At 62.4% G+C, this 18,936-nt stretch carries 25 protein-coding genes; 12 read left to right on the forward strand and 13 right to left on the reverse strand.

The window, feature by feature from the left end; genetic code table 11:
• Together E5X88_RS29045 and E5X88_RS33740 are read right to left on the reverse strand one after the other, a co-directional pair.
• The coding region (locus E5X88_RS29045; protein WP_366929977.1) for a methyltransferase dimerization domain-containing protein at positions 1–425 on the reverse strand (425 nt) is incomplete at its 3' end.
• Positions 425–877 (reverse strand): alpha/beta fold hydrolase, encoded by a 453-nt coding sequence (locus tag E5X88_RS33740; protein ID WP_366929976.1) that lies wholly within the window; start codon positions 875–877, stop codon positions 425–427. The genes E5X88_RS33740 and E5X88_RS29045, both read right to left, overlap by 1 nt.
• 676 nt (positions 878–1,553) lie before the next feature.
• Here E5X88_RS33740 and E5X88_RS29050 point away from each other — a divergent pair.
• The 5 genes from E5X88_RS29050 to dusA are packed head-to-tail and all read left to right on the forward strand — an operon-like array spanning position 1,554 to position 4,470.
• Entirely contained in the window at positions 1,554–2,012 is a 459-nt protein-coding gene (locus tag E5X88_RS29050; protein WP_292167323.1) for a winged helix-turn-helix domain-containing protein, read from the forward strand.
• Positions 1,978–2,646, forward strand: coding sequence for a PLP-dependent aminotransferase family protein (locus E5X88_RS29055; RefSeq protein WP_292167326.1), 669 nt, complete (start codon positions 1,978–1,980; stop codon positions 2,644–2,646). Before E5X88_RS29050 ends, E5X88_RS29055 begins: the two co-directional genes overlap by 35 nt.
• Positions 2,647–2,674: 28 nt before the next feature.
• A complete protein-coding gene (locus E5X88_RS29060) occupies positions 2,675–2,989 on the forward strand; it encodes a hypothetical protein (protein ID WP_292167329.1) in 315 nt (104 codons plus the stop codon).
• Positions 2,986–3,450 (forward strand): hypothetical protein, encoded by a 465-nt coding sequence (locus E5X88_RS29065; protein ID WP_292167331.1) that lies wholly within the window; start codon positions 2,986–2,988, stop codon positions 3,448–3,450. The genes E5X88_RS29060 and E5X88_RS29065 overlap by 4 nt, the downstream gene beginning before the upstream one ends.
• A gap of 21 nt (positions 3,451–3,471) precedes the next feature.
• The gene (gene dusA / locus E5X88_RS29070) at positions 3,472–4,470 is read left to right on the forward strand and encodes a tRNA dihydrouridine(20/20a) synthase DusA (RefSeq protein ID WP_292167333.1); all 999 of its coding nucleotides are present in this window, start codon (positions 3,472–3,474) and stop codon (positions 4,468–4,470) included.
• Between the two features lie 97 nt (positions 4,471–4,567).
• Here the strand turns inward: dusA and E5X88_RS29075 are convergent, their stop codons facing one another.
• Complete coding sequence (locus E5X88_RS29075; protein WP_292167334.1) at positions 4,568–5,503, reverse strand: AraC family transcriptional regulator; 936 nt, start codon at positions 5,501–5,503, stop codon at positions 4,568–4,570.
• Between the two features lie 165 nt (positions 5,504–5,668).
• Between E5X88_RS29075 and E5X88_RS29080 the strand changes: the two genes are divergently transcribed.
• Positions 5,669–6,514: an SDR family oxidoreductase gene (locus E5X88_RS29080; RefSeq protein WP_292167337.1), complete on the forward strand. Its 846-nt coding sequence runs from the start codon at positions 5,669–5,671 to the stop codon at positions 6,512–6,514.
• 34 nt (positions 6,515–6,548) lie between these two features.
• A complete protein-coding gene (locus E5X88_RS29085) occupies positions 6,549–7,292 on the forward strand; it encodes an SDR family oxidoreductase (RefSeq protein WP_292167339.1) in 744 nt (247 codons plus the stop codon).
• Between the two features lie 23 nt (positions 7,293–7,315).
• Here E5X88_RS29085 and E5X88_RS29090 read toward each other — a convergent pair whose 3' ends face one another.
• Positions 7,316–8,020 carry a TIGR02281 family clan AA aspartic protease gene (locus tag E5X88_RS29090; RefSeq protein ID WP_292167342.1) on the reverse strand — a complete coding sequence of 235 codons (705 nt, stop codon included), beginning with the start codon at positions 8,018–8,020 and terminating at the stop codon, positions 7,316–7,318.
• A gap of 7 nt (positions 8,021–8,027) precedes the next feature.
• A complete protein-coding gene (locus E5X88_RS29095) occupies positions 8,028–8,261 on the reverse strand; it encodes a DUF1289 domain-containing protein (protein WP_292167343.1) in 234 nt (77 codons plus the stop codon).
• Between the two features lie 185 nt (positions 8,262–8,446).
• On the opposite strand from E5X88_RS29095, the gene E5X88_RS29100 reads away from it, so the two are divergent.
• The gene (locus E5X88_RS29100) at positions 8,447–9,442 is read left to right on the forward strand and encodes a nicotinate-nucleotide--dimethylbenzimidazole phosphoribosyltransferase (RefSeq protein ID WP_292167457.1); all 996 of its coding nucleotides are present in this window, start codon (positions 8,447–8,449) and stop codon (positions 9,440–9,442) included.
• 4 nt (positions 9,443–9,446) lie between these two features.
• On the opposite strand, the gene E5X88_RS29105 is transcribed toward E5X88_RS29100, so the two are convergent.
• A complete protein-coding gene (locus tag E5X88_RS29105) occupies positions 9,447–10,967 on the reverse strand; it encodes a HAMP domain-containing sensor histidine kinase (protein WP_292167345.1) in 1,521 nt (506 codons plus the stop codon).
• A 75-nt stretch (positions 10,968–11,042) separates the two neighbouring features.
• On the opposite strand from E5X88_RS29105, the gene E5X88_RS29110 reads away from it, so the two are divergent.
• From E5X88_RS29110 to E5X88_RS29125, 4 genes are all read left to right on the forward strand, one after another.
• Entirely contained in the window at positions 11,043–11,666 is a 624-nt protein-coding gene (locus E5X88_RS29110) for a thermonuclease family protein (RefSeq protein ID WP_292167347.1), read from the forward strand.
• A 38-nt stretch (positions 11,667–11,704) separates the two neighbouring features.
• On the forward strand, positions 11,705–12,316 hold the full coding sequence (locus tag E5X88_RS29115; protein ID WP_292167349.1) for a glutathione S-transferase: 612 nt from the start codon (positions 11,705–11,707) through the stop codon (positions 12,314–12,316).
• Positions 12,256–12,936: a uracil-DNA glycosylase family protein gene (locus E5X88_RS29120; protein WP_292167459.1), complete on the forward strand. Its 681-nt coding sequence runs from the start codon at positions 12,256–12,258 to the stop codon at positions 12,934–12,936. The genes E5X88_RS29115 and E5X88_RS29120 overlap by 61 nt, the downstream gene beginning before the upstream one ends.
• A 119-nt stretch (positions 12,937–13,055) precedes the next feature.
• On the forward strand, positions 13,056–13,547 hold the full coding sequence (locus E5X88_RS29125; protein WP_006333679.1) for an Lrp/AsnC family transcriptional regulator: 492 nt from the start codon (positions 13,056–13,058) through the stop codon (positions 13,545–13,547).
• 11 nt (positions 13,548–13,558) lie between these two features.
• Here the strand turns inward: E5X88_RS29125 and E5X88_RS29130 are convergent, their stop codons facing one another.
• The 7 genes from E5X88_RS29130 to E5X88_RS29160 form a co-directional block, all read right to left on the reverse strand.
• Positions 13,559–14,182 (reverse strand): DUF3299 domain-containing protein, encoded by a 624-nt coding sequence (locus E5X88_RS29130; protein WP_292167351.1) that lies wholly within the window; start codon positions 14,180–14,182, stop codon positions 13,559–13,561.
• Positions 14,179–14,559 carry a GNAT family N-acetyltransferase gene (locus tag E5X88_RS29135; RefSeq protein ID WP_366664752.1) on the reverse strand — a complete coding sequence of 127 codons (381 nt, stop codon included), beginning with the start codon at positions 14,557–14,559 and terminating at the stop codon, positions 14,179–14,181. Before E5X88_RS29135 ends, E5X88_RS29130 begins: the two co-directional genes overlap by 4 nt.
• Positions 14,560–14,719: 160 nt before the next feature.
• Positions 14,720–15,421 (reverse strand): DNA alkylation repair protein, encoded by a 702-nt coding sequence (locus tag E5X88_RS29140; RefSeq protein WP_292167354.1) that lies wholly within the window; start codon positions 15,419–15,421, stop codon positions 14,720–14,722.
• A gap of 8 nt (positions 15,422–15,429) precedes the next feature.
• Positions 15,430–16,323 carry an NAD(P)-dependent oxidoreductase gene (locus E5X88_RS29145; protein ID WP_292167464.1) on the reverse strand — a complete coding sequence of 298 codons (894 nt, stop codon included), beginning with the start codon at positions 16,321–16,323 and terminating at the stop codon, positions 15,430–15,432.
• Positions 16,324–16,363: 40 nt separating this feature from the next.
• Positions 16,364–17,194 (reverse strand): ABC transporter permease, encoded by an 831-nt coding sequence (locus E5X88_RS29150; RefSeq protein ID WP_292167359.1) that lies wholly within the window; start codon positions 17,192–17,194, stop codon positions 16,364–16,366.
• Complete coding sequence (locus E5X88_RS29155; protein ID WP_292167361.1) at positions 17,191–17,904, reverse strand: ABC transporter permease; 714 nt, start codon at positions 17,902–17,904, stop codon at positions 17,191–17,193. The genes E5X88_RS29150 and E5X88_RS29155 overlap by 4 nt, the downstream gene beginning before the upstream one ends.
• Before the next feature lie 118 nt (positions 17,905–18,022).
• Positions 18,023–18,805, reverse strand: a complete 783-nt coding sequence (locus tag E5X88_RS29160) for an ABC transporter substrate-binding protein (RefSeq protein ID WP_292167363.1) — start codon at positions 18,803–18,805, stop codon at positions 18,023–18,025.
• Positions 18,806–18,936 lie beyond the last annotated feature (131 nt).

Here is an 18,936-nt window from a genome sequence, read left to right on the forward strand (position 1 = left end):
GCGCTCGCGAGCGGCTTCGCTATCGCCGACCTACACCACGCGGTGGGACACGACCACATCGAGGATTGCACTGCCGGGTCCCACGTGGTTGGCCCGTTCGTGCGCAGCGCTTCGGTAAGTTTGCCCCAGCCCGGGTAGAGACGCTTGTCGGCCATCTGCACGAAGCCGCCGAAGTAATATGGCTTGCCCTTCACGAGATAGGCTTCGCTTAAGGGCGTGTTGCGATAGCGGCCGCCCGTTTTCTCCAGGAGCCCGAGTGCGGCGCAGCCGGTCAACAGCATCTCGGCCGGGCGTGGATGCAGACCGAGCGCTTCCGCCAGCTCCGCGACCGTGGTGCCGGCGCCGCCCGCAAGGCGGCTGAACAGGTCCAACTCGTGCGCAGCGGCCAGGGTCTTGAAGGCCCAGAAACCGGTCGAAAGCGCCATTAGCGGGACGGCGGAAGGAAGCTCCTGCGTGGTGACGATCGGTTGATCGGCCGCGCGCAGCCTTGTCTCGCCCGAGATCGAACCGGGCTGGCGGGCAAGCGTTGTCGTGCGTGCAGCAGCGCGCTGGAGATGGTTGACCATGGCGTTCTCCTCAGGTGTTGACGGTTAATTCCCAGCTTTAAGCCACGCGGTGGTCTCGACGGCGCGGGTTTCGGAATGCCGCCGATCGAATGGCTCACCAGCACGCTGCGGCCGCTGCGTGCTCGCAAGGCCACGCCGATGGCGCGCACATAGTCCTCCAGGGTCACCGTGGCGGCCGGCGTGGGATCTGTCTCGTGGCTCGGCAGATCGATGGCATGGGCCCGTTGTCCGCGCTCTTCGAGCGCCGCCACCACCCTTTCCCTGCACCAAGCGCCGTGCCATGCGCCATGAACGAGCAGGAACCGCATCATGCGTTACCTCATCGATATCAAGTTCGTGATCAGACCTGCCTTGACTTCAAGCACAGGCGCGGGGGGCTCGGCATGACCGATGTCCCTCAACTGATCGGAGGTCAAATCCTGGATTGCCCGACGTCTTGATATGGTTGACTGCCAAGTCTCGAGAGTCGCGATTGCGGTTGCTGTGGTTTTCAGCACAAGTCTCAACGAGTGACGACCGACGCGAGCTTCCGTGTGAGCCATTTCGTCCTCCCATTTTCAGGACTGCGGCATAGCTTTGCATGGCTATGCGCGGCGTGAGCTGAGCTCCTGTCTCTTCATCAGGGGTTCTCCGTCATCATTGTCGGCAGCATCTGCGCAGCGCCGTGCCGCGCGTCTGTGGCATCGCTCCGGGCAATGACGATCTGCCCGCGAAACCGAACCAGCAGGTAATCGGTCAAGTCTCCGCAACCGTTTCCGGCGCAAGGCCTGCCCGCTCCTTCTCATGTGGCATCGTAAGGAAGCCACAGGACTGATAGAAGTGCCAATTCATACATTCTTCGCCAGTCCAATTCTTCGTTTGGCCCAATTCTTCGATTGGCATTGTTTGACGCAAGGGTCCTGCCGCGAAGGCCTCGCAAGGGCACGAGAGGACTGGTGGAAATGCCAAGCTCTTGCGTTTTCTGTCAGTCCAATTTCAATTAGGAATATGACGGACTTTCACGTCAGCCTGGTCGGGCGCAAAGACCTCAGCGGCGAGATCTATCGTCAGATCCGGCGTGCGATTCTCGATCGGCGGCTGCGGCCCGGGGACCCTCTGCCGGCGGGTCGCGAACTGGCGCGGGCGCTGGCCGTGTCGCGCGCCACTGTGACGGTGGCCTATGAACGGCTCGCCGCGGAAGGGTTCGTGACGTCCCGGCAAGGGTCCGGGACATTCGTCAGCGAACTGGCCACGCCGGCCGAGCGCGAAAAGGCAGGACGCCGATCCACTGGCACGCTCCAGCCCCCGTCCGATCTGGGAAGCGATGTCACCGCCGGTCACGTTCGAGCCGGCCCGGTTCGACTTCCGCTCTGGGCTCTGCGATGCTTCGTTGTTTCCGCACGGGGCATGGCGGCGGTCGGTGACTTGGGCGTTGCGTTCGGGCGAAACGACTGCCGGCGTTTATGAGCACCCCGCCGGGCATCACGATCTCAGGATCGCAATCGCCCGGCACATAGGGAACTCTCGAGGGATCAGGGCCTCAGCGGACGACGTCATTGTCACGAACGGTACACAGCAGGCGCTCGATGTCCTGGCACGCGTCCTGCTGGCGCCGGGCGATGGAATTGCCGTCGAAGATCCGAGCTACGGCCCGCCGAGGCGGTTGTTCAAGGCGTTGGGCATTCGCGTGATCGGCGTACCAGTCGATCGTCAGGGGCTGGTCGTTGATGCGCTGCCACGCGGAATCCGAGCCGTCTATGTCACGCCTTCTCATCAATATCCGCTTTCCGTGACGATGACGCTATCGCGCCGGCAGGCGCTGCTGGCCTGGGCCGAGCGGAACAACGCGGCCATCATCGAAGACGACTACGACAGCGAGTTCCGTTTCGGGGGCCGTCCTCTCGAGCCGTTGCAGACGCTCGACGCAAAAGGCAGGGTCGTCTATGTCGGCTCCTTCTCCAAGACAAATGCTGCCGACGCTTCGGCTGGGCTTCCTGGTGACGCCGCCATCGCTGCGGGCGGCCCTGAACAAGGCGAAGTTCGTCAGCGACTGGCATTCGTCGACCCTTCCGCAGGCGGCGCTCGCGCGTTTCATCGATGAGGGTGCATTTGCGCGTCACCTCCGCCGGGTGAGCGCAATCTACCGGAAACGGCACCAGATCCTCGCGGACGCAATCTCCCGTGATTTTGCCGAGCATCTCGAGCTCATCCCGTCGACAACGGGGCTCCATCTCACCGCTCTGGCCCGGCGAATGTCAGCCGACCAGATCGCCGCGATCGCCCGCCGCGCTGCCGATCGCGGCGTCGCCGTCCAGGTCCTGTCAAATTTCGCCGTGGGCGCGATCCCACGAGCCGGGGTTATGCTGGGGTATGGCGCCATCCCCACGTCCCACATCGAAGAAGGCGTACATTTGCTCCGCGCCTGTTTCGACAGCGAACCGTGAACCGCAGCAGCGTGAGGCAGAACGAGCTTAATGATGCCGATGTCCATGCCGATCGTCACGGGGCCTGCGCCCTGGACGGAGCGTTCGCGGCCAAAGCGGATCACCTGCTCGCGATCGAGAGCAACCATGTTGCGCTTTCCGAGCTGCCGCTTCAGCATATCAAGCGTCGCAGCCTTGGAGCGGAGAGGAGGCTTGCCCACATCGCCCATATCGTCGATATGAAGGTCAATGAGTTCGCCGAAGGTCTTGAGGCGCGAAATTCGCGACTCGCTCGGTGTCTCGCCGCAGTCGATCTGACGTTTAGCATCTGTTGCCCAGAGTCGCGCATCGTCGCGTCGCAGGAACGTCTCGCTGACGTAGCGGCCCTTGCGGCGGACCTGGACGCGCCAGGAGCCCGAAGGGAGTTTTGTGAAAAGTGGCCATTTTTCGTGTGCGCTCCGTGTGCACTCGGCGTGAGCTAACTAGTTGAGACTACTCAAAAAATGAAGCAATATCAAACATATAGACTGGCCGTTGCACCCATGATGGACTGGACGGACCGGCATTGCCGGTTCTTCCATCGTCAGTTGACGCGCCAAGCGCTGCTCTACACCGAGATGGTCGTGGCCGATGCGGTCATGCTGGGGGCACGCGAGCGCTTGCTCGGCTTCGATGACAGGGAACACCCGGTCGCGTTGCAGCTCGGCGGTTCCGATCCGCAGAAGCTTGCCGAGGCGGCGCGCATCGGCGAGACCTTCGGCTATGACGAGATCAACCTTAATCTCGGCTGCCCGTCCGACCGCGTCCAGTCGGGTACGTTCGGAGCCTGCCTGATGAAAGCACCGGTTCTGGTCGCCGATTGCGTCGCGGCGATGAAGGCTTCTGTCAGCATCCCCGTCACCGTCAAATGCCGCATCGGCGTCGACGAGCAGGATCCTGAGCCGGCCCTCGATGCGCTGGCGGACGGCGTGTTCGCGGCTGGCGCCGACGCGCTGTGGGTGCATGCCCGCAAGGCGTGGCTGGAAGGGCTGAGCCCGAAGGAAAACCGCGATATCCCGCCGCTCGACTACAGCCGCGTCTATCGGTTGAAAGCCAGAAAACCAGACAAATTCATTGGCATCAACGGCGGAATTCAGTCCGTTGAAGAAGCGCTTCACCATCTCGATCATGTCGACGGCGCCATGCTCGGCCGCGCCGCCTATCATACGCCGGGCATTCTGGCAGGCGTCGACGCCGCGTTTTACGGCGACAAACCCAACGCGTTTGATTTTGCCGCGCTGATCGATGTCATGGCGGATTATGCGGCGCGCCATATCGAGCGGGGCGGGCGGCTTGGCCATGTCACCCGTCACATGGTCGGCTTGTTCCACGGTCTGCCCGGAGCGCGCCGCTACCGGCAGATCCTCTCGACCGATGCGACGAGGCCCGGCGCCGGACCGGATGTGCTGAAGGCGGCTTTCGCCGCCATCGATTTCGGCGGGACGGACGCCGAAGCAGCCTGACGGTTCAACCACACAAGGTCGTGTGGCCGCCGCGCACGACTTCCTCGGTTCGTTTCAGCAATCCGGAGGGCCTGCGGTGGCTGAGCAAGCTGTCAAGCTAAGCAGCGCTTGCCCGCTCGCCGTGCTGCATTTCTTCTCTGATCTCGCGTGACATGGATCGAGTGCGCAACGCATCGCGCTTTGGCGGCGCCTGGAATGTGCGGCGATATTCGTGCGTGAATTGCGAGATGCTCTCGTAGCCCACCTCGAACCCAGCGCTGGTCGCCGAAAAGCCCTCGTCGAGCATGAGGCGGCGAGCTTCGAGCAAGCGAAGCCGCTTCTGGTACTGTCCCGGCGTCAGCGAGGTCATGTGCTTGAAGTGCTTGTGGAAAGCCGTCAGGCTCATCGCCGCCGCCGCCGCCAGGCGCTCGACGGGAATACGCGATCGATACTCGGCTCTCAGGATCGCGATCGCCGCCGAGAGACGGCTCGCGTGGCTGTCCGGATCCGCAAGCGACCGCAAGGCTGCACCGTGCTGACCGCAGAGGAGCCAATAATGCAGCTCGTGCATGATTCCGGGGCGCAGGAGCGACGTAGCATCCGGTCGGTCCAGCAAGCGCATCAGGCGCACCGCACAATCCAGAATCGCGGCATTGGTGTCTTCAGCGAACAAGGTGCGTGTCTCCGACGGGCGCTGCGCACGCACGCTGCCCAACTGCGCGGCGACCTCGCGCAGCAGCGTCATCTCGAGTTCTACCGCGATGGCCAGATAGGGCTCACGCCGGCTTGCCTGCACGATCCGTCCGACGACCGGCATGTCCGCGCTCACGATCACGGATTGCCCGGCGGAAAAGACTTGCTGCTCCCGGCCTACAGTCATGAGCTTGGCGCCCTGCAGAACCAGACAGACCAATGGCCGATAGATCGAATGCAGGTCGCCATGTGGTGACTCGACGCACATCATCCGCAGGCCCGGCACCGGCGTCAGCGCCAAGCCATCCCGGTTTGCATGGCGAGCGGCATAGGTGTGAACGGCATGTTTCAATACGTCCATGTGATGTCTCCTGCAACGGGGGGATCCTAGCATGCGAGCAGACAAACATCACGTGGGCTGCAGAATCGCGCAAGTTTTGCGCATGCATTGGCAAGCTGCCATCCGCGCCGCCCAGTATGAAATGTCCCGACCGAGCAAGCCCGCTCGACAGGGAAAGGGATCCATATGTCTGGACAGAACGAGGTACCGAGACGAACTGTGCTGGCGGCTGTCGCCATGGCCCCCGTGGCACTCGCAATAGGCACCGCCCGTGCGCAAACGACCGGTCCGGAACCGGCATCACGCGGCAAGGTCGCCCTGGTGACGGGCTCTTCCCGGGGCATCGGCGCCGCGACGGCCAAGCGCCTCGCTCGCGACGGCTATGCCGTCACCGTCAATTGCGAAAAGAACCTTGACCTTGCGGCCGGTGTTGTCCGGGAGATCGAGGCCGGCGGCGGGCGCGCCATCTGGGTGCAGGCCGACGTCAGCGACCCAAGTGCGGTGCAACGCCTGTTCGAGGAGAACGAGCGCGCGTTCGGCGGCGTCGACGTTGTCGTGAGCAATGCGGGCATCATGCGGCTCGCGCCTTTCCGCGACATGACCGACGCCGATTTCAGCCGGATGGTCGACGTCAACCAGAAGGGCAGCTTCTACGTGCTGCGCGAGGCGGCGCGGCGCGTGCGCGACGGCGGCCGGATCATCACGCTTTCCTCGAGCATCACACTGCTGCGCAGCCCGACCTACGGAGCTTACGCCGCCACCAAGGGCGCACAGGAGCTTTTTGCGAACGTTCTCGCCAAGGAGCTCGAGGGGCGCATGATTTCCGTGAACGCCATGGCGCCGGGCGTTGTCAACACCACCCTGTTCACAGACGGGAAGACGCCGGAGCAGATCGCCGGCTTCGCCGCGCGCACCCCGCACAAGCGTCTCGGAGAGCCGGAAGACATCGCCGATACGATCGCTGCGCTCTGCAGCACGGAAGGCACTTGGATCAACGGACAGACGGTCTTCGCGAACGGCGGAATCGTTTGATCCCGAGAAACTGGAATAGATGGAGCACAGAACGATGAAAATGACGGGAAACACGATCCTCATCACAGGTGGCGGATCCGGGATCGGGCGGGAATTGGCGCTGCGCTTCAATGTGCTTGGAAACACTGTGATCGTCGCGGGACGGCGCAAGGAAGCGCTCGAGCAGACGATCGGCGGGCGTGAGGGCATGCGCGCTATGGTCGTCAATGTCGAAGATCCGGAAGAGATCGCCGCCTTTGCCAAGCGCGTTGCCGCCGAGCACCCGGCGCTCAACGTGCTCATCAACAATGCCGGCATCATGCGTCGCGAGGATCTGACCAGGACCCGCGACCTCAGCGATGCGGAGGAGACGATCGTCACCAACCTGTTCGGGCCGATTCGCCTCACCAACGCACTGATCGATCATCTGGCGGCCCGGCAAAACGCCGTGATCGTCAACGTCTCGTCAGGCCTCGCCTTCGTGCCGTTGAGCGGTACGCCGACCTACAACGCCACCAAGGCAGCGATCCATTCCTATACGGTGTCGCTGCGTGAGCAGCTCAAGGGCAAGGTCGAAGTGATCGAGCTCGCGCCGCCCGCGGTTCGCACTGAACTCACGCCCGGCCAATCGACGCGCGACGAGTATATGCCGCTCGATGCGTTCATGGACGAGGTGATGGCATTGTTCAGTCGGGAGCCGACACCCAAGGAGATCCTGGTGGAGCGCGTGGGCTTCCTGCGCTGGGCGGAACGGGACGGCCGGTTTGATCAAGCGGTCGAGATGCTCAACGCTCACTGAGCGGTTCGAAGCAGCTCGACTGTTCAATCGCGCAAGGTCATGCGGTCGCCGCGCACGTCGAAACCGGACAGTGAGCCGATGAAATTCATGCCGAGCAGGCTCTGGCCGAGCATGCCGGGCGCCGCGATCATGACCGGCATGTTCTTGCGCACGATCCCGCCGATCGCCAATTCGTCGGTTCTCACGGTGGCGGCGCGCGCCATGCCGTTTGCGGTGGAAACCGGTATGGTGAAGTTGAGAGCGGCCGGATTGAACCCGGCCGCTTGCGCGTCCTGCGCGGTCAGCACGGTGCTGGTTGCGCCGGTATCGACCACCGCCCGAACCGGCGTACCGTTGACCATGATGCGCGCTTCGAAATGGCCATTGTCGGCCTTGTCCAGGGTCACCGTGGCGTGGCCGTCTTCCAGACCCAATGCCAGTGGACTGCCGGGAACAAGGCCAGCCGTTACCCGGCTGGCGAAATCCTGCAATTCGTAACGGTACTGATAGCCGGCGATCAGCGCGAGCACGATGACGCCCCAGATGCCGAGATTTTGCGCCATGGTGCCTAAGGACCGGCCCGATCGAAGCAGGCCGGCGCCGATGAGCGCGACCAATGCGCCAAGCCAGACCAGCTGGCTGAAATCATGATTCTCGACACCGAACGTGCTGCCAGCGGAATCGTTGAGCATGAGCAGGGCCACGCCCAGCCCGATCGCGATCATCAAAACCCAGAAAAAACGGTTCATATGTGGCTCACGAGAGAGCGTCGCGTTCGCGCGCGAGGCGGGTGCGGCGCGTTTCCCGGCGTGGTCGCCGCTCGACCGTTTCCAATCGGGCTGGCAGCTCGGCCATGACATTGCGGCGGATTTCAGGGGTCATGTCGATCCAGGCGCCGATTTCCTCGCGCGTGCGGCCGCAACCGAAGCAGAAGCCGGTTTTCATATCGATCGAGCAAACCAGAATGCACGGGGATTCGATGGCCGTCATAATGTTCTCTCAGGACTCCGTCAGGAATCCCTTATCTAGTCTCGCCTCCACATGGTGCGACGGCAAGGCCAATGCAAGCCCTCCGGAATGCGCCGCCGGCAACCGCATTCGCGTCAATGCAGGCAGTTGTGCCGGCCGAGCAAGGCGGCTATGCCGCTCACAACCTGGGAAAGATCACCAACGACATGACCAGCGCGCTGCCCTTCGACGATTTTCGCAATCTTCTGGCAACCCTGCCGCCGGCCGACACTGCGGCCGAAGCCCGCGTCCGTTCGCTGTTTGCCAAGGCCGACAAGCCCATAGGTTCACTCGGCCGCATCGAGGACATCGCCGCGTGGCTCGCCGCCTGGAGCGGCCGCGCGCCGCCGGCGGTGAACCGGCCCCTGGTGGCGATCTTCGCCGGCAATCATGGTGTCGCTCGTCACGGCATTTCGCCGCGGCCTGTCGCTGCCACGGCAAACGCGGTCGAGCTTTGCGCGGCCGGCGGTGCTGCGGTCAACCAGATCTGCATCGCTAACGATCTGGGGCTGAAAGTGTTCGATCTCGCGCTGCACGTTGCGACAGCCGACATCACCGAGGACGCAGCACTTGACGAGCGTGGCTGCGCCGCCACCATGGCCTTCGGCATGGAAGCGATCGCCGGTGGCACCGATCTGCTTTGCCTTGGCGATCTCGGTGTCGGCAACTCGACCGTCGCCGCGGCTTTGTTTGCAGCCCTGTTTGGCGGCAAGGGCGCCGATTGGGTCGGGCAGGGATCGGGCGCCGATGCGGCGATGCGGGCGCGGAAGGCCGAGGTGGTCGACGCCGCGCTGGCCTTCCACGGCACAAGCCTGAGGGACCCGCTCGAAGCGCTGCGCCGGGTTGGCGGCCGTGAATTCGCGGCGATCACCGGCGCCATCCTCGCCGCCCGGATGCAGAAGATTCCGGTGCTGCTCGATGGCGTTGCGGCGACTGCCGCAGCCGCCGCGCTGCATGCAGCCAATCCCACCGCACTCGACCATTGTCTTCTTGCCAGCCTGTCACCGGAACCTGCTCATATCCGGGCCGCCGAGCGGCTTGGCCTGCGTCCGCTGCTTGATCTCGGCGTGAGCCACGGGGAGGGGGCAGGGGCGGCCCTTGCCGCCGGCCTGGTCAAGGCGGTGGCGCTCACCAGCTCGGGTATGGCAGCGGCGGTTCGTTAGGCGCCTATCGCCGGCGCGCGGCAACCGCCTTGGTCGGCAGTGCCGGCAATTCCTCCATCACCCGGCTCAACGGGAAGATGGCGATCGCCTCGGTGCCTTCGCGCAGTTTGGAATGGAGTTCGAACTCGCCGCCATGCATGGCGAGCAGGCCCTGGACGATCGGCAGGCCGAGCCCAGTGCCTTGTTCGGCGCTCTTAATGGCGATCGAGCCCTGGCCGAAGGCGGACAGCACGACCGGAATCTCGTCCTCCGGTATGCCCGGGCCGTTGTCCTTGACGGAGAGGTATTGGCCGCCGCCCGCAGTCCAGCCGACGCGGACGCGGATTTCACCGCCAGTCCCGGTGAATTTGATGGCATTCGATAGGAGGTTGAGCGCGATCTGTCGCACCGCCCGTTCGTCGGCGAACAGGCGCGGCAGGGCGCTTTCAAAATCCTGCACGATACGGATGTCCTTGTTGCGCGCCTTCAGCTCCATCATATGACAGCAATCCTCGACGACGGAGAGCAGCATCATCGGCTCCTCGTTGAGTTGATAGCGGCCCGCCTCGATGCGCGACAGGTCGAGGATTTCGTTGATCAGATCGAGCAGATGCTGACCGGACTCATGGACGTCACGGGCATAGTCGCGATAGGTCGGGTTGCTCATCGGTCCGAGCACCTCGTTCGCCATCACCTCGGAGAAACCGAGAATGGCGTTGAGCGGCGTCCGCAGCTCGTGGCTCATCGACGCCAAGAACCGCGACTTTGCCAGATTGGCATCTTCCGCCCGTCGCCGCGCCTCATCCGACATCGATTTCGCAGTCTCCAATTCGGCGATCAGCGCATCCTTTTCGGAACGGAACGAGAGCAACATCAAGGATGCGCGATTGAGGTGGCGCGCCACATAGGCGAAGAAGGGCAGCGAGACGATCAGCAACCCGGCCATGATCAGCTCGACCGGCATCCAGTGCCGCGCACCGGCATAGGCGTAGATCGCCACCGGAACGGCGAAGGTCGACAGCAGCGCACCGCGCAGCGCTGACGCTGTGATCGCGGTCGCCGCCATGGCAAGCAGCAGCACCACTGCCTTGATGAGCTGGAACTGGTCGACCTGGCAAGCATCGCAACCGAGCCAGGCGAACCAGGCCCAGCCCAGGCCGCAAAGGAAATGGCCTATCAAGAAATCGCTGTGCGTTTGCAGCGGGTTGAGGTCGGCAGCTTCCGTCCGATCGACGCGCCTCGCCATGAACACGACGATGGCGTAGCAGATGAGTGTAAAGAGCACCCAGACGCCAATTTCCCTACCCACTCCAGCAAACAGACCTGTCGCTGCGGCTGCCAGGACGAGAAGCGGAACGACGATCGCGTTGCCTGTCATCGCACGAGCATGGAGCTTCAAAAGCTCGCGGTCGAAATCGGGATTGCCTGCCTGCTGCGAAAGACGGTCGCGCGTCTTGCGCACCGCGCGCGCCACATCGCTGTTGCGATGGGGTTTCCTGCGGTCCACAATAAACTTGTCCGCTGTGGTCGAGCGTTGCAAGGGCATGGAGACTTCAATTTATGCGCGCAGCGGTTTCAAAGTGTTAAGCTACGTTCGAATGATTAACCAACGGTTTGCCATATGAGCCGTTCGTGGTCGCGGCGACCGCGGCAGCGATACGTACCGCCGCGGCCGCGAAGCCTGTGGCGCCGTCTGGTGGACTACGCACTGACCATCATCGTTCTCGGTCTGCTGATCGTTCTGGCGGCGCGCCTTGACCGAATCGAGACGCGCAGGACGCAGGGTGCCGCCATCGTCAATGACGGCGATACGATCACGCTCGGCACGGAGCGCATCCGCATGCGCGGCATCGACGCACCGGAGTATTCGCAAATCTGCCGCAAGGACGGCGTCGACTATCCCTGCGGCAAGCTGGCGCGGCAGTCGCTGGTGCGGCTGATATCAGGCAAACCCGTCTCCTGCACCGGCTGGCAGCGCGACCGATATGGCCGGCTGCTTGGCAATTGCAAGGTCGGCGACAAGGATCTCAACCGGGCTCAGGTCGAGGCCGGCTGGGCGGTTGCCTATGGCGATTTCGAAACTGAGGAAGCCGCCGCGCGCTCCGGCAAGGCCGGCATCTGGGCGGGCACTTTCGATGAGCCGCACGACTGGCGCGAGAGCTACGATCGCGAGGTGGTCGAGAGAAAGCACGGCACCTTGGCTTCGATCGGCGACGCCGTGCGAGAAATTTTTCGCTTCTGGTGAGGATCGTTATAAATTGTTGGAGCAAACGGGAGAATGGAATGAAGCTGTTCGATGGTGGCCGCGCACCCAATCCAAGGCGGGTTCGGGTTTTCCTTGCAGAGAAGGGGATCGAGGTTCCGCTGGTGCCCATCGATATGGGCGCGCTCGGACATAGGCAGGAACCGGTCAGTTCGCGCAACCCGCTGCAGCGTCTGCCGGTGCTCGAACTCGACGATGGCACCGTCATCACCGAATCCGTCGCCATCTGCCGCTATTTCGAGGAACTGCAACCCGAACCGGCTTTGTTCGGGCGCGGCGCGCTCGGCAAGGCGCTGGTCGAGATGTGGCAGAGACGCATGGAGCTCAACCTGCTCGGTTGTGTCGCCGCCGCGTTCCGTCACATCCACCCGGCGATGAAGGAGTGGGAGGTTCCGCAAATCCCCGAATGGGGCGAGGCCAACAAGCCGAAAGCCGTCGGATTCCTGAAACTCCTCGACGACGAGTTGGCGGACCGGGAGTTTATTGCCGGTGACGCCTATTCGATCGCCGACATTACTGGGCTGATCGCCATCGACTTCATGAAGCCGGCGCGTATCAAGGTGCCGGAAGACTGCACCAACGTGCTGCGCTGGCATCAGGCGATCTCCGGCCGGCCGAGCGCCGCCGCCTGAAAATGAGTGAAGAGCTGGAAAACTTCGCGGCGACGGTACGCGCCTGCCGTATCTGCGTCGAAAACCCGGTCGGCCGGCCGTTGCCGCACGAGCCGCGCCCGGTGCTGAGACCGTCGTCGAGCGCCCGCATCCTGATTGCCAGCCAGGCGCCGGGCACCAAGGTGCATATATCAGGCATGCCATTTACGGACGCATCGGGCGATCGGTTGCGAAGCTGGCTGGGCGTCAGCGGCGAGGAGTTCTATGACACGACAAAATTCGCCATTGTGCCGATGGGCTTTTGCTTTCCCGGCCAGGATGCCAAGGGCGGCGACCTGCCGCCGCGCCGCGAATGCGCACCGGCCTGGCGTGCGCCGCTGATGGCACTGATGCCGCGCATCGATCTGGTGCTGACGATCGGCAGCTATGCGCAATCCTGGCACATGGGCGCCGCGCGCCGGCCCTCGCTGACGGAGACGGTGATGGATTGGCGCACAATCTGGGATGCGCCCAGCAATCCGAAAGTGCTGCCGCTGCCGCATCCGTCGTGGCGCAACACCGGCTGGCTGAAGCGCAATCCATGGTTTGAAATGGATTTGCTGCCGTTTCTGAGATCGGAAATCCGCTATCGCCTCGGTTGAGGCGTGAGCAAGAAATCACTCGCTTTTGCGCCATCTGGCAGAATTTCTTTCTTGTGAACGGCCCAAATAAGAAGGACTATAGCCAATCTATTCCTAGTCATCCCCGATGGGAGCGCCCAATGGACCGCCTTGACAGAAAAATCCTCCGCCTCTTGCAGGAGGACGCGACGCTCGCGGTCGCCGATGTCGCCAAGAAAGTCGGGTTGTCGACGACGCCCTGCTGGCGGCGCATCCAGAAGCTCGAGGAGGAAGGCGTCATCAAGCGGCGCGTCGCCATCCTCGACCATGAAAAGGTCAATGTGCGCGTCACCGTGTTCGTGTCGATCCGAACCAATTCGCACAGCCATGAATGGCTGCGGCGCTTTTCGGAGGTTATCCAGGAATTTCCGGAAGTGGTCGAGTTCTACCGCATGAGCGGTGACGTCGACTATCTCTTGCGCGTGGTGGTACCCGACATTGCCGCCTACGACGCCTTCTACAAGCGGCTGATCGCCAAGATCGAGATCCGTGACGTGTCGTCTTCGTTTGCCATGGAGCAGATCAAATACACGACCGAAATGCCGCTGGACTACATGGTTCTGGACAAGGAATCGGGCGCGAACGCCGCCTGAGGGTTTTTTGCTTAGTTCTTCTTTTTGTTGAGAAAACGCCACGGCGAGTTTGCCGGCTGCGTGATGGTGTCCGGCACCACATCGACGTCCACCACCTCCGCCTTGCGCACCGCGTAGCCCGACTGGATAACACTGGCGCCGTCTAGGAGGAAGAGCTGACTTTTCTCCATGCCCGGCTCCAATGCGCCGGTCACGGAAACGGGCTGGTAGGCCTCTGACATCCTGTGGGGGCGGGAGGGCGTAACCAGCACGATCTGATTGGGCGGCGGCGTCGGCATGTGGCTGCACGCACCCGTCCACGGCACCAGCAGGAACTGGTAGACGAGATCGCCCTCGCGATCGACCGGCAGCGCGTACCCTGCCAGTTGGACGGTCTTGTCCTGCAGATTGAGAGACAGCGTCTCGCCACGATCAGGCATTTTTGCCGCGATCATCGGCAATCCGACACTTTCGGCAGCGGGCTGGGTCGCCGGGCGCAGATCCTTCCAGAATATGCGCGCGGTTTCGGCCGAGGAGGCGTTGTCCGCCACGATGGAGATCAGCACGGCCGCCAGCGCCGCTGTCGATTTGAGACGATTGCTCATCCTGTGCTCCCATTCGACATCGAGTAAAGCTGCCGCCGCCGACAGCGTCAACGTTCGAGCCGCATCACATGCCGGCGCAAGCCAGCCATGCCGATCTCGTGGAATCCGCGGGCCACGAACATGTCGCGAAATCCCATGAACCTGTAACTGGGCGAAGCCTTGTCGACCGGGTAGGCCTCGATCGTCCTGGCGCCGTTGGCGAAAGCGTGATCGATGGCCGCGTCGAGCAGGGCGCTTGCCAGTCCGCCGCCGCGCGATGCCCTCGGCACGTAGAAGCAGACGATCGACCATATGCCCGCTTCGGTATCGTCCTGCTGCCGCGACAGCTTGCGATAGGTCTCGCGTGGCGCCACAGAGCACCAGCCGACGGCCTTGCCTTCGGCATGGGCGAGAATGCCGACCGGCGTGCCGGCTTCGACGAGCGCCATCACGGCCCGTCTCCTCTCATCGTTGGATGCATGCTCGCGGTTTTCGAGACGGCGCCAAGCCATGCACCAGCAGTATTTTGGTGCGCCAGGCTGCTCGAACAGGTTCTCGAAATCGGCGCGCGTCGATTGCGTCACGTCCGTAAAGCGGATTTGGCTCCCGTTAGCCTTTCCTGGCGAGCCGCTCGAGCGTCTTGGCATTGGAAAGTTCCCTTGCAGCATCCTTGCCGATCCAGCGCGCCGTCTTGTCGGTCGAGACCGCCAGCTTCTGTGCCAGGGCAAGGGCAGGGCCGTGCAAACTCATCGATCGCTTGCCGATCGAACGAAGCGCCCAGTTTACCGCCTTCTTCACAAAATTTCGGCCGTCGGTGGCATGCGCTTCAATGATCGACAGGAAGTCGAGGAAAGTCGATTCTGGTTCCTTCTTCCTATGGACGACTGACCAGGCCATCATGGCAAAGGCCGTGCGACGAACGAATTCCCGTTCGTCGGCCGCGAACTCGCCTATCAGTTCCCTCCAGGAATCGGTGTCAACAAAGAGATCGGAGACGCCGTCGACAATATCCCAAGAGTCGAAAGTCGCCGCCCATTGTCTTGCATCCGCGGCAGAGAACCGCTTCGGGTCCGCCGTGACGGAAGCTATGAACTGTGCCTCCATGACGCCTGTCTGCCATAGCTCGAAGGCACGTTCATGGTTGCGCTTGATTTTCTTGGCAATCTGCCGCTGCACACCATGCGGGATGCCGAGCGCACGTTCGATCTTGATGCCGTAGCGCAGCATGCCGCGGCGATTTTCCTCCGAGCCGATCGAGCGCAGATGGGCGACAATCTCCTCGGCGCTGGATTGAGGCGAAAGCTCGACCACGGCGAAAGCTATTTTTCCAATCGCGCCAGCAATGAAGACGTATCCCAGCGCTTGCCGCCCATTGCCTGAACGTCCTTGTAAAACTGGTCGATCAGTGCCGTAACAGGCAGCTTGGCGCTGTTGCGGTCGGCCTCCGCCAGGCAGATGCCGAGATCCTTGCGCATCCAGTCGACAGCGAAGCCAAAATCATATTTGCCGGCGTTCATCGTCTTGTGGCGGTTTTCCATCTGCCAAGAACCGGCCGCACCCTTGGAAATCACCTCGATGACCTTTTCGATGTCCAGCCCGGCCTTCTTGCCGAAATGGATGCCTTCGGCCAGCCCTTGGACGAGGCCGGCGATGCAAATCTGGTTGATCATCTTGGTGAGCTGGCCGGCACCGGCCGGGCCCATCAGCCCGACCATGCGAGCATAGGCATCGATGACGGGCTTCGCCTCGTCAAAGGCTTTTTGCTCGCCGCCGACCATGACCGTCAGCACGCCGTTTTCGGCGCCAGCCTGACCGCCGGAGACCGGTGCGTCGAGGAACGAAAACCCGCGCACTTGCGCCTTCTCAGCCAGTTCGCGCGCCACCTCGGCCGAGGCCGTGGTGTTGTCGATGAAGATGGCTCCCTTCTTCATCGTCTGGAAGGCACCCTCGGCCCCGATCGTCACCGCACGCAGGTCGTCGTCATTGCCGACGCAGGAAAAGACAAAGTCCTTGCCGTCGGCCGCTTCGGCCGGCGTCTTGGCGGCGCTACCGCCATGCTGGCCAACCCATTGCTCGGCCTTTGCCTTGGTGCGGTTAAAGACGGTGACGTCGTGGCCGCCCTTGTTCCTGAGATGTCCAGCCATTGGATAGCCCATGACGCCAAGACCGAGAAATGCCACCGATGCCATGTTTTCGAATCCCTTAGAAGCCAGCTTTGCGGCCTTCTTAGCGGATCAGGCAAGGCTATGGGAGTCAGCGTTGCAGATGGATCGTGATGCGCCGTTCGATCCACTCGACCGCATGGCGCAGCGTTTCGACAATGATCAGATAGATGATCGCCGCCCAGACATAGGACTGGAAGTCGAACGTGCGCGAATAGGTGAGCTTCGTGATGCCCATCAAATCATAGACGGTGATGATGGCGACGATCGCCGAGCCCTTAATCATCAGGATGATCTCGTTGCCGTAAGGTCGTAGCGCCACGATCAGTGCTTGCGGCAGGATGATCTTCCACATCGTCTGCAATTTGTGCAGGCCGAGCGAGGCGGCACCCTCCCACTGGCCCCTGGGTACGCTCTGGATCGCGCCGCGCAGGATTTCGGCCTGATAGGCGGCAGTGTTGAGCGAGAAGGCGAAGATTGCACAGTTGAACGCCTCGCGGAAAAAACCCCAGAGGCCGACCATCTCGAGTTGCGATCGGAAAGAACCGACGCCGTAATAGACAAGGAAGGTCTGGGCCAGCAACGGCGTGCCGCGGAAGAAATAGACATAGGCATAGGCCAGGCCCGAAAGAACCTGGTTCTTCGACATGCGCGCATAGGCGATCGGCACCGACAGGATCGCACCAAGCACGATCGAGATGGCGACAAGCAGCAGAGTGACGCCAAGTCCCGACACGTAGCCGGGCGCGTATTTCCTGAAAAGCTCGCCGTTCCAGGCAAGAACGAGGTAGGCGGCAATCCCAGTGAGAAAAACGATCCATAGACAGACCAGCCCGTAGCCGAGAACGCGTTGCCGGGGCCAGCCGCGTGGCAGAGCCGGCGGTCGGTCGACCTTGGTGGCATCCGTGGCAGTAGCGCTCATCGCTGCACCTGCTGGCGACCGACCGCACGTTCGATCGCGTTGATGCCGAAGGAAGATATGATGGCGAGGAGCAGATAGATAAGAGCGGCGACACCGAAGAACAGGAAGGCGTGCTTGGTCACGCGGGCGGCCACGCCCGCTTGCCGCAATATGTCGGTAAGACCGATGGCGGATACCAGGGCGGTGTCCTTGAGCAGGATGAGCCACAGGTTGGCAAGACCCGGCAGCGCGATACGGATAAGCTGCGGTAGCACTACAAGCTGCATCGTCTGCCAGCCCGACAGGCCAACCGAGTAGCCGCCCTCGTACTGTCCCTTCGGGATGGCGCGGAACGCGGAGAGGAAGACCTCGCTGGCGTAGGACGAGAAGACGACGCCGAGGGCGATCATGCCGGAAACAAAAGCGTTCACTTCGACCGCGGCGGTCGGGTTATACAGGCGCATCACTTGCTGGATGCCGATTTGCGCGCCGTAAAAGATGATGAATAGGGTCAGCAACTCGGGCAATCCACGAAAGATCGTGGTGTAGATATTGCCGGCCAGCCGCAGCGACGGCTCGTCGGATTGCTTGGCAAGTGCGACCAGAAAGCCGATCACCAGACCGACAGGCAGGGTCGCGGCTGCAAGCGAGACGGTGATGAAAACGCCGTAGGCGATGTCGTCGAGCCAGCCTTCGGGTCCCCAACTGAGCAGCGTCCAAACGCTTTGCATCCGCCTGCCTGTTCTCCTTTATGGGCTCTTTTGAGAGCAGCGCGGCGTCACCCCTCGTGCGCCGTTTCTTGTGCGAACGGCGGGAATATCCCGCCGTTCGCTGTCAGATCCATTAGGATCAGGACTCGCCGCCGTAAACGTCGAACTTGAAGTACTTGTCGTTGATTTCCTTGTACTTTCCGTTAGCGCGGATGGCATCGATCGCCGCATTGAACTGGTTGACCAGCTCGGTCTCGCCCTTACGCACGGCGATGCCGGCGCCCGGACCATGGATCTTGATGTCAGGCTTGATTGCACCGATCACCTTGCAGCAGGCGCCCTCCGGTGTAGCAAGCCAGCCTTCGAGAACAGTGATATCGTCGTTGACCGCATCAACGCGGCCATTGGCCAGATCGAGCTGGTATTCCTGCGCGGTCGGGTAAGGCTTGATCGTGCTGTCGGTGTAGGTTGCGGTCGAATAGTTGAAATGCGTGGTCGAACCTTGCACGCCGATCGTCTTGCCGGCCAGGTCCTCCTTGGTCACGCCTTTGATGTCGCTGTCCTTGGGCGCGACGATCGCCGGTGGCGTGTTGTAGTATTTGTTGGTGAAGTCGACCTTCTCGGCACGCTCCGGCGTGATGGACATCGAGGCGACGATGGCGTCGAACTTGCCGGCCTGAAGCGCCGGGATGATGCCATCCCAATCCTGCGCGACGAAAGTGCACTTCACCTTCATCTCGTCGCAAAGCGCCTTGGCGATGTCGATGTCGAAGCCCTCGAGCTGGCCATCGGCGGTCAGGTTGTTGAATGGCGGATAGGCTCCCTCCGTGCCGATCCTGAGGGTTTTTTCCTGAGCCTGGGCAACGCCAAGCGTCAGCAGCGCGGCCGATGCGGCGAGCGCTATACGCAGTGCAATACGCATGATGATCCTCTCTTTATGGTCCCGGCCGTCGTTCCAAACGGCTCTGTGGGCGGTGCTTTTGACCGCCCGCTGGCGCGATACTCCCACTCTTTCCCCGAAGAAAGCAACTGCAAAAACCGTTGCTTCCTGGA

This window comes from Mesorhizobium sp. (genome assembly GCF_004962245.1).
Lineage (GTDB): Bacteria > Pseudomonadota > Alphaproteobacteria > Rhizobiales > Rhizobiaceae > Mesorhizobium.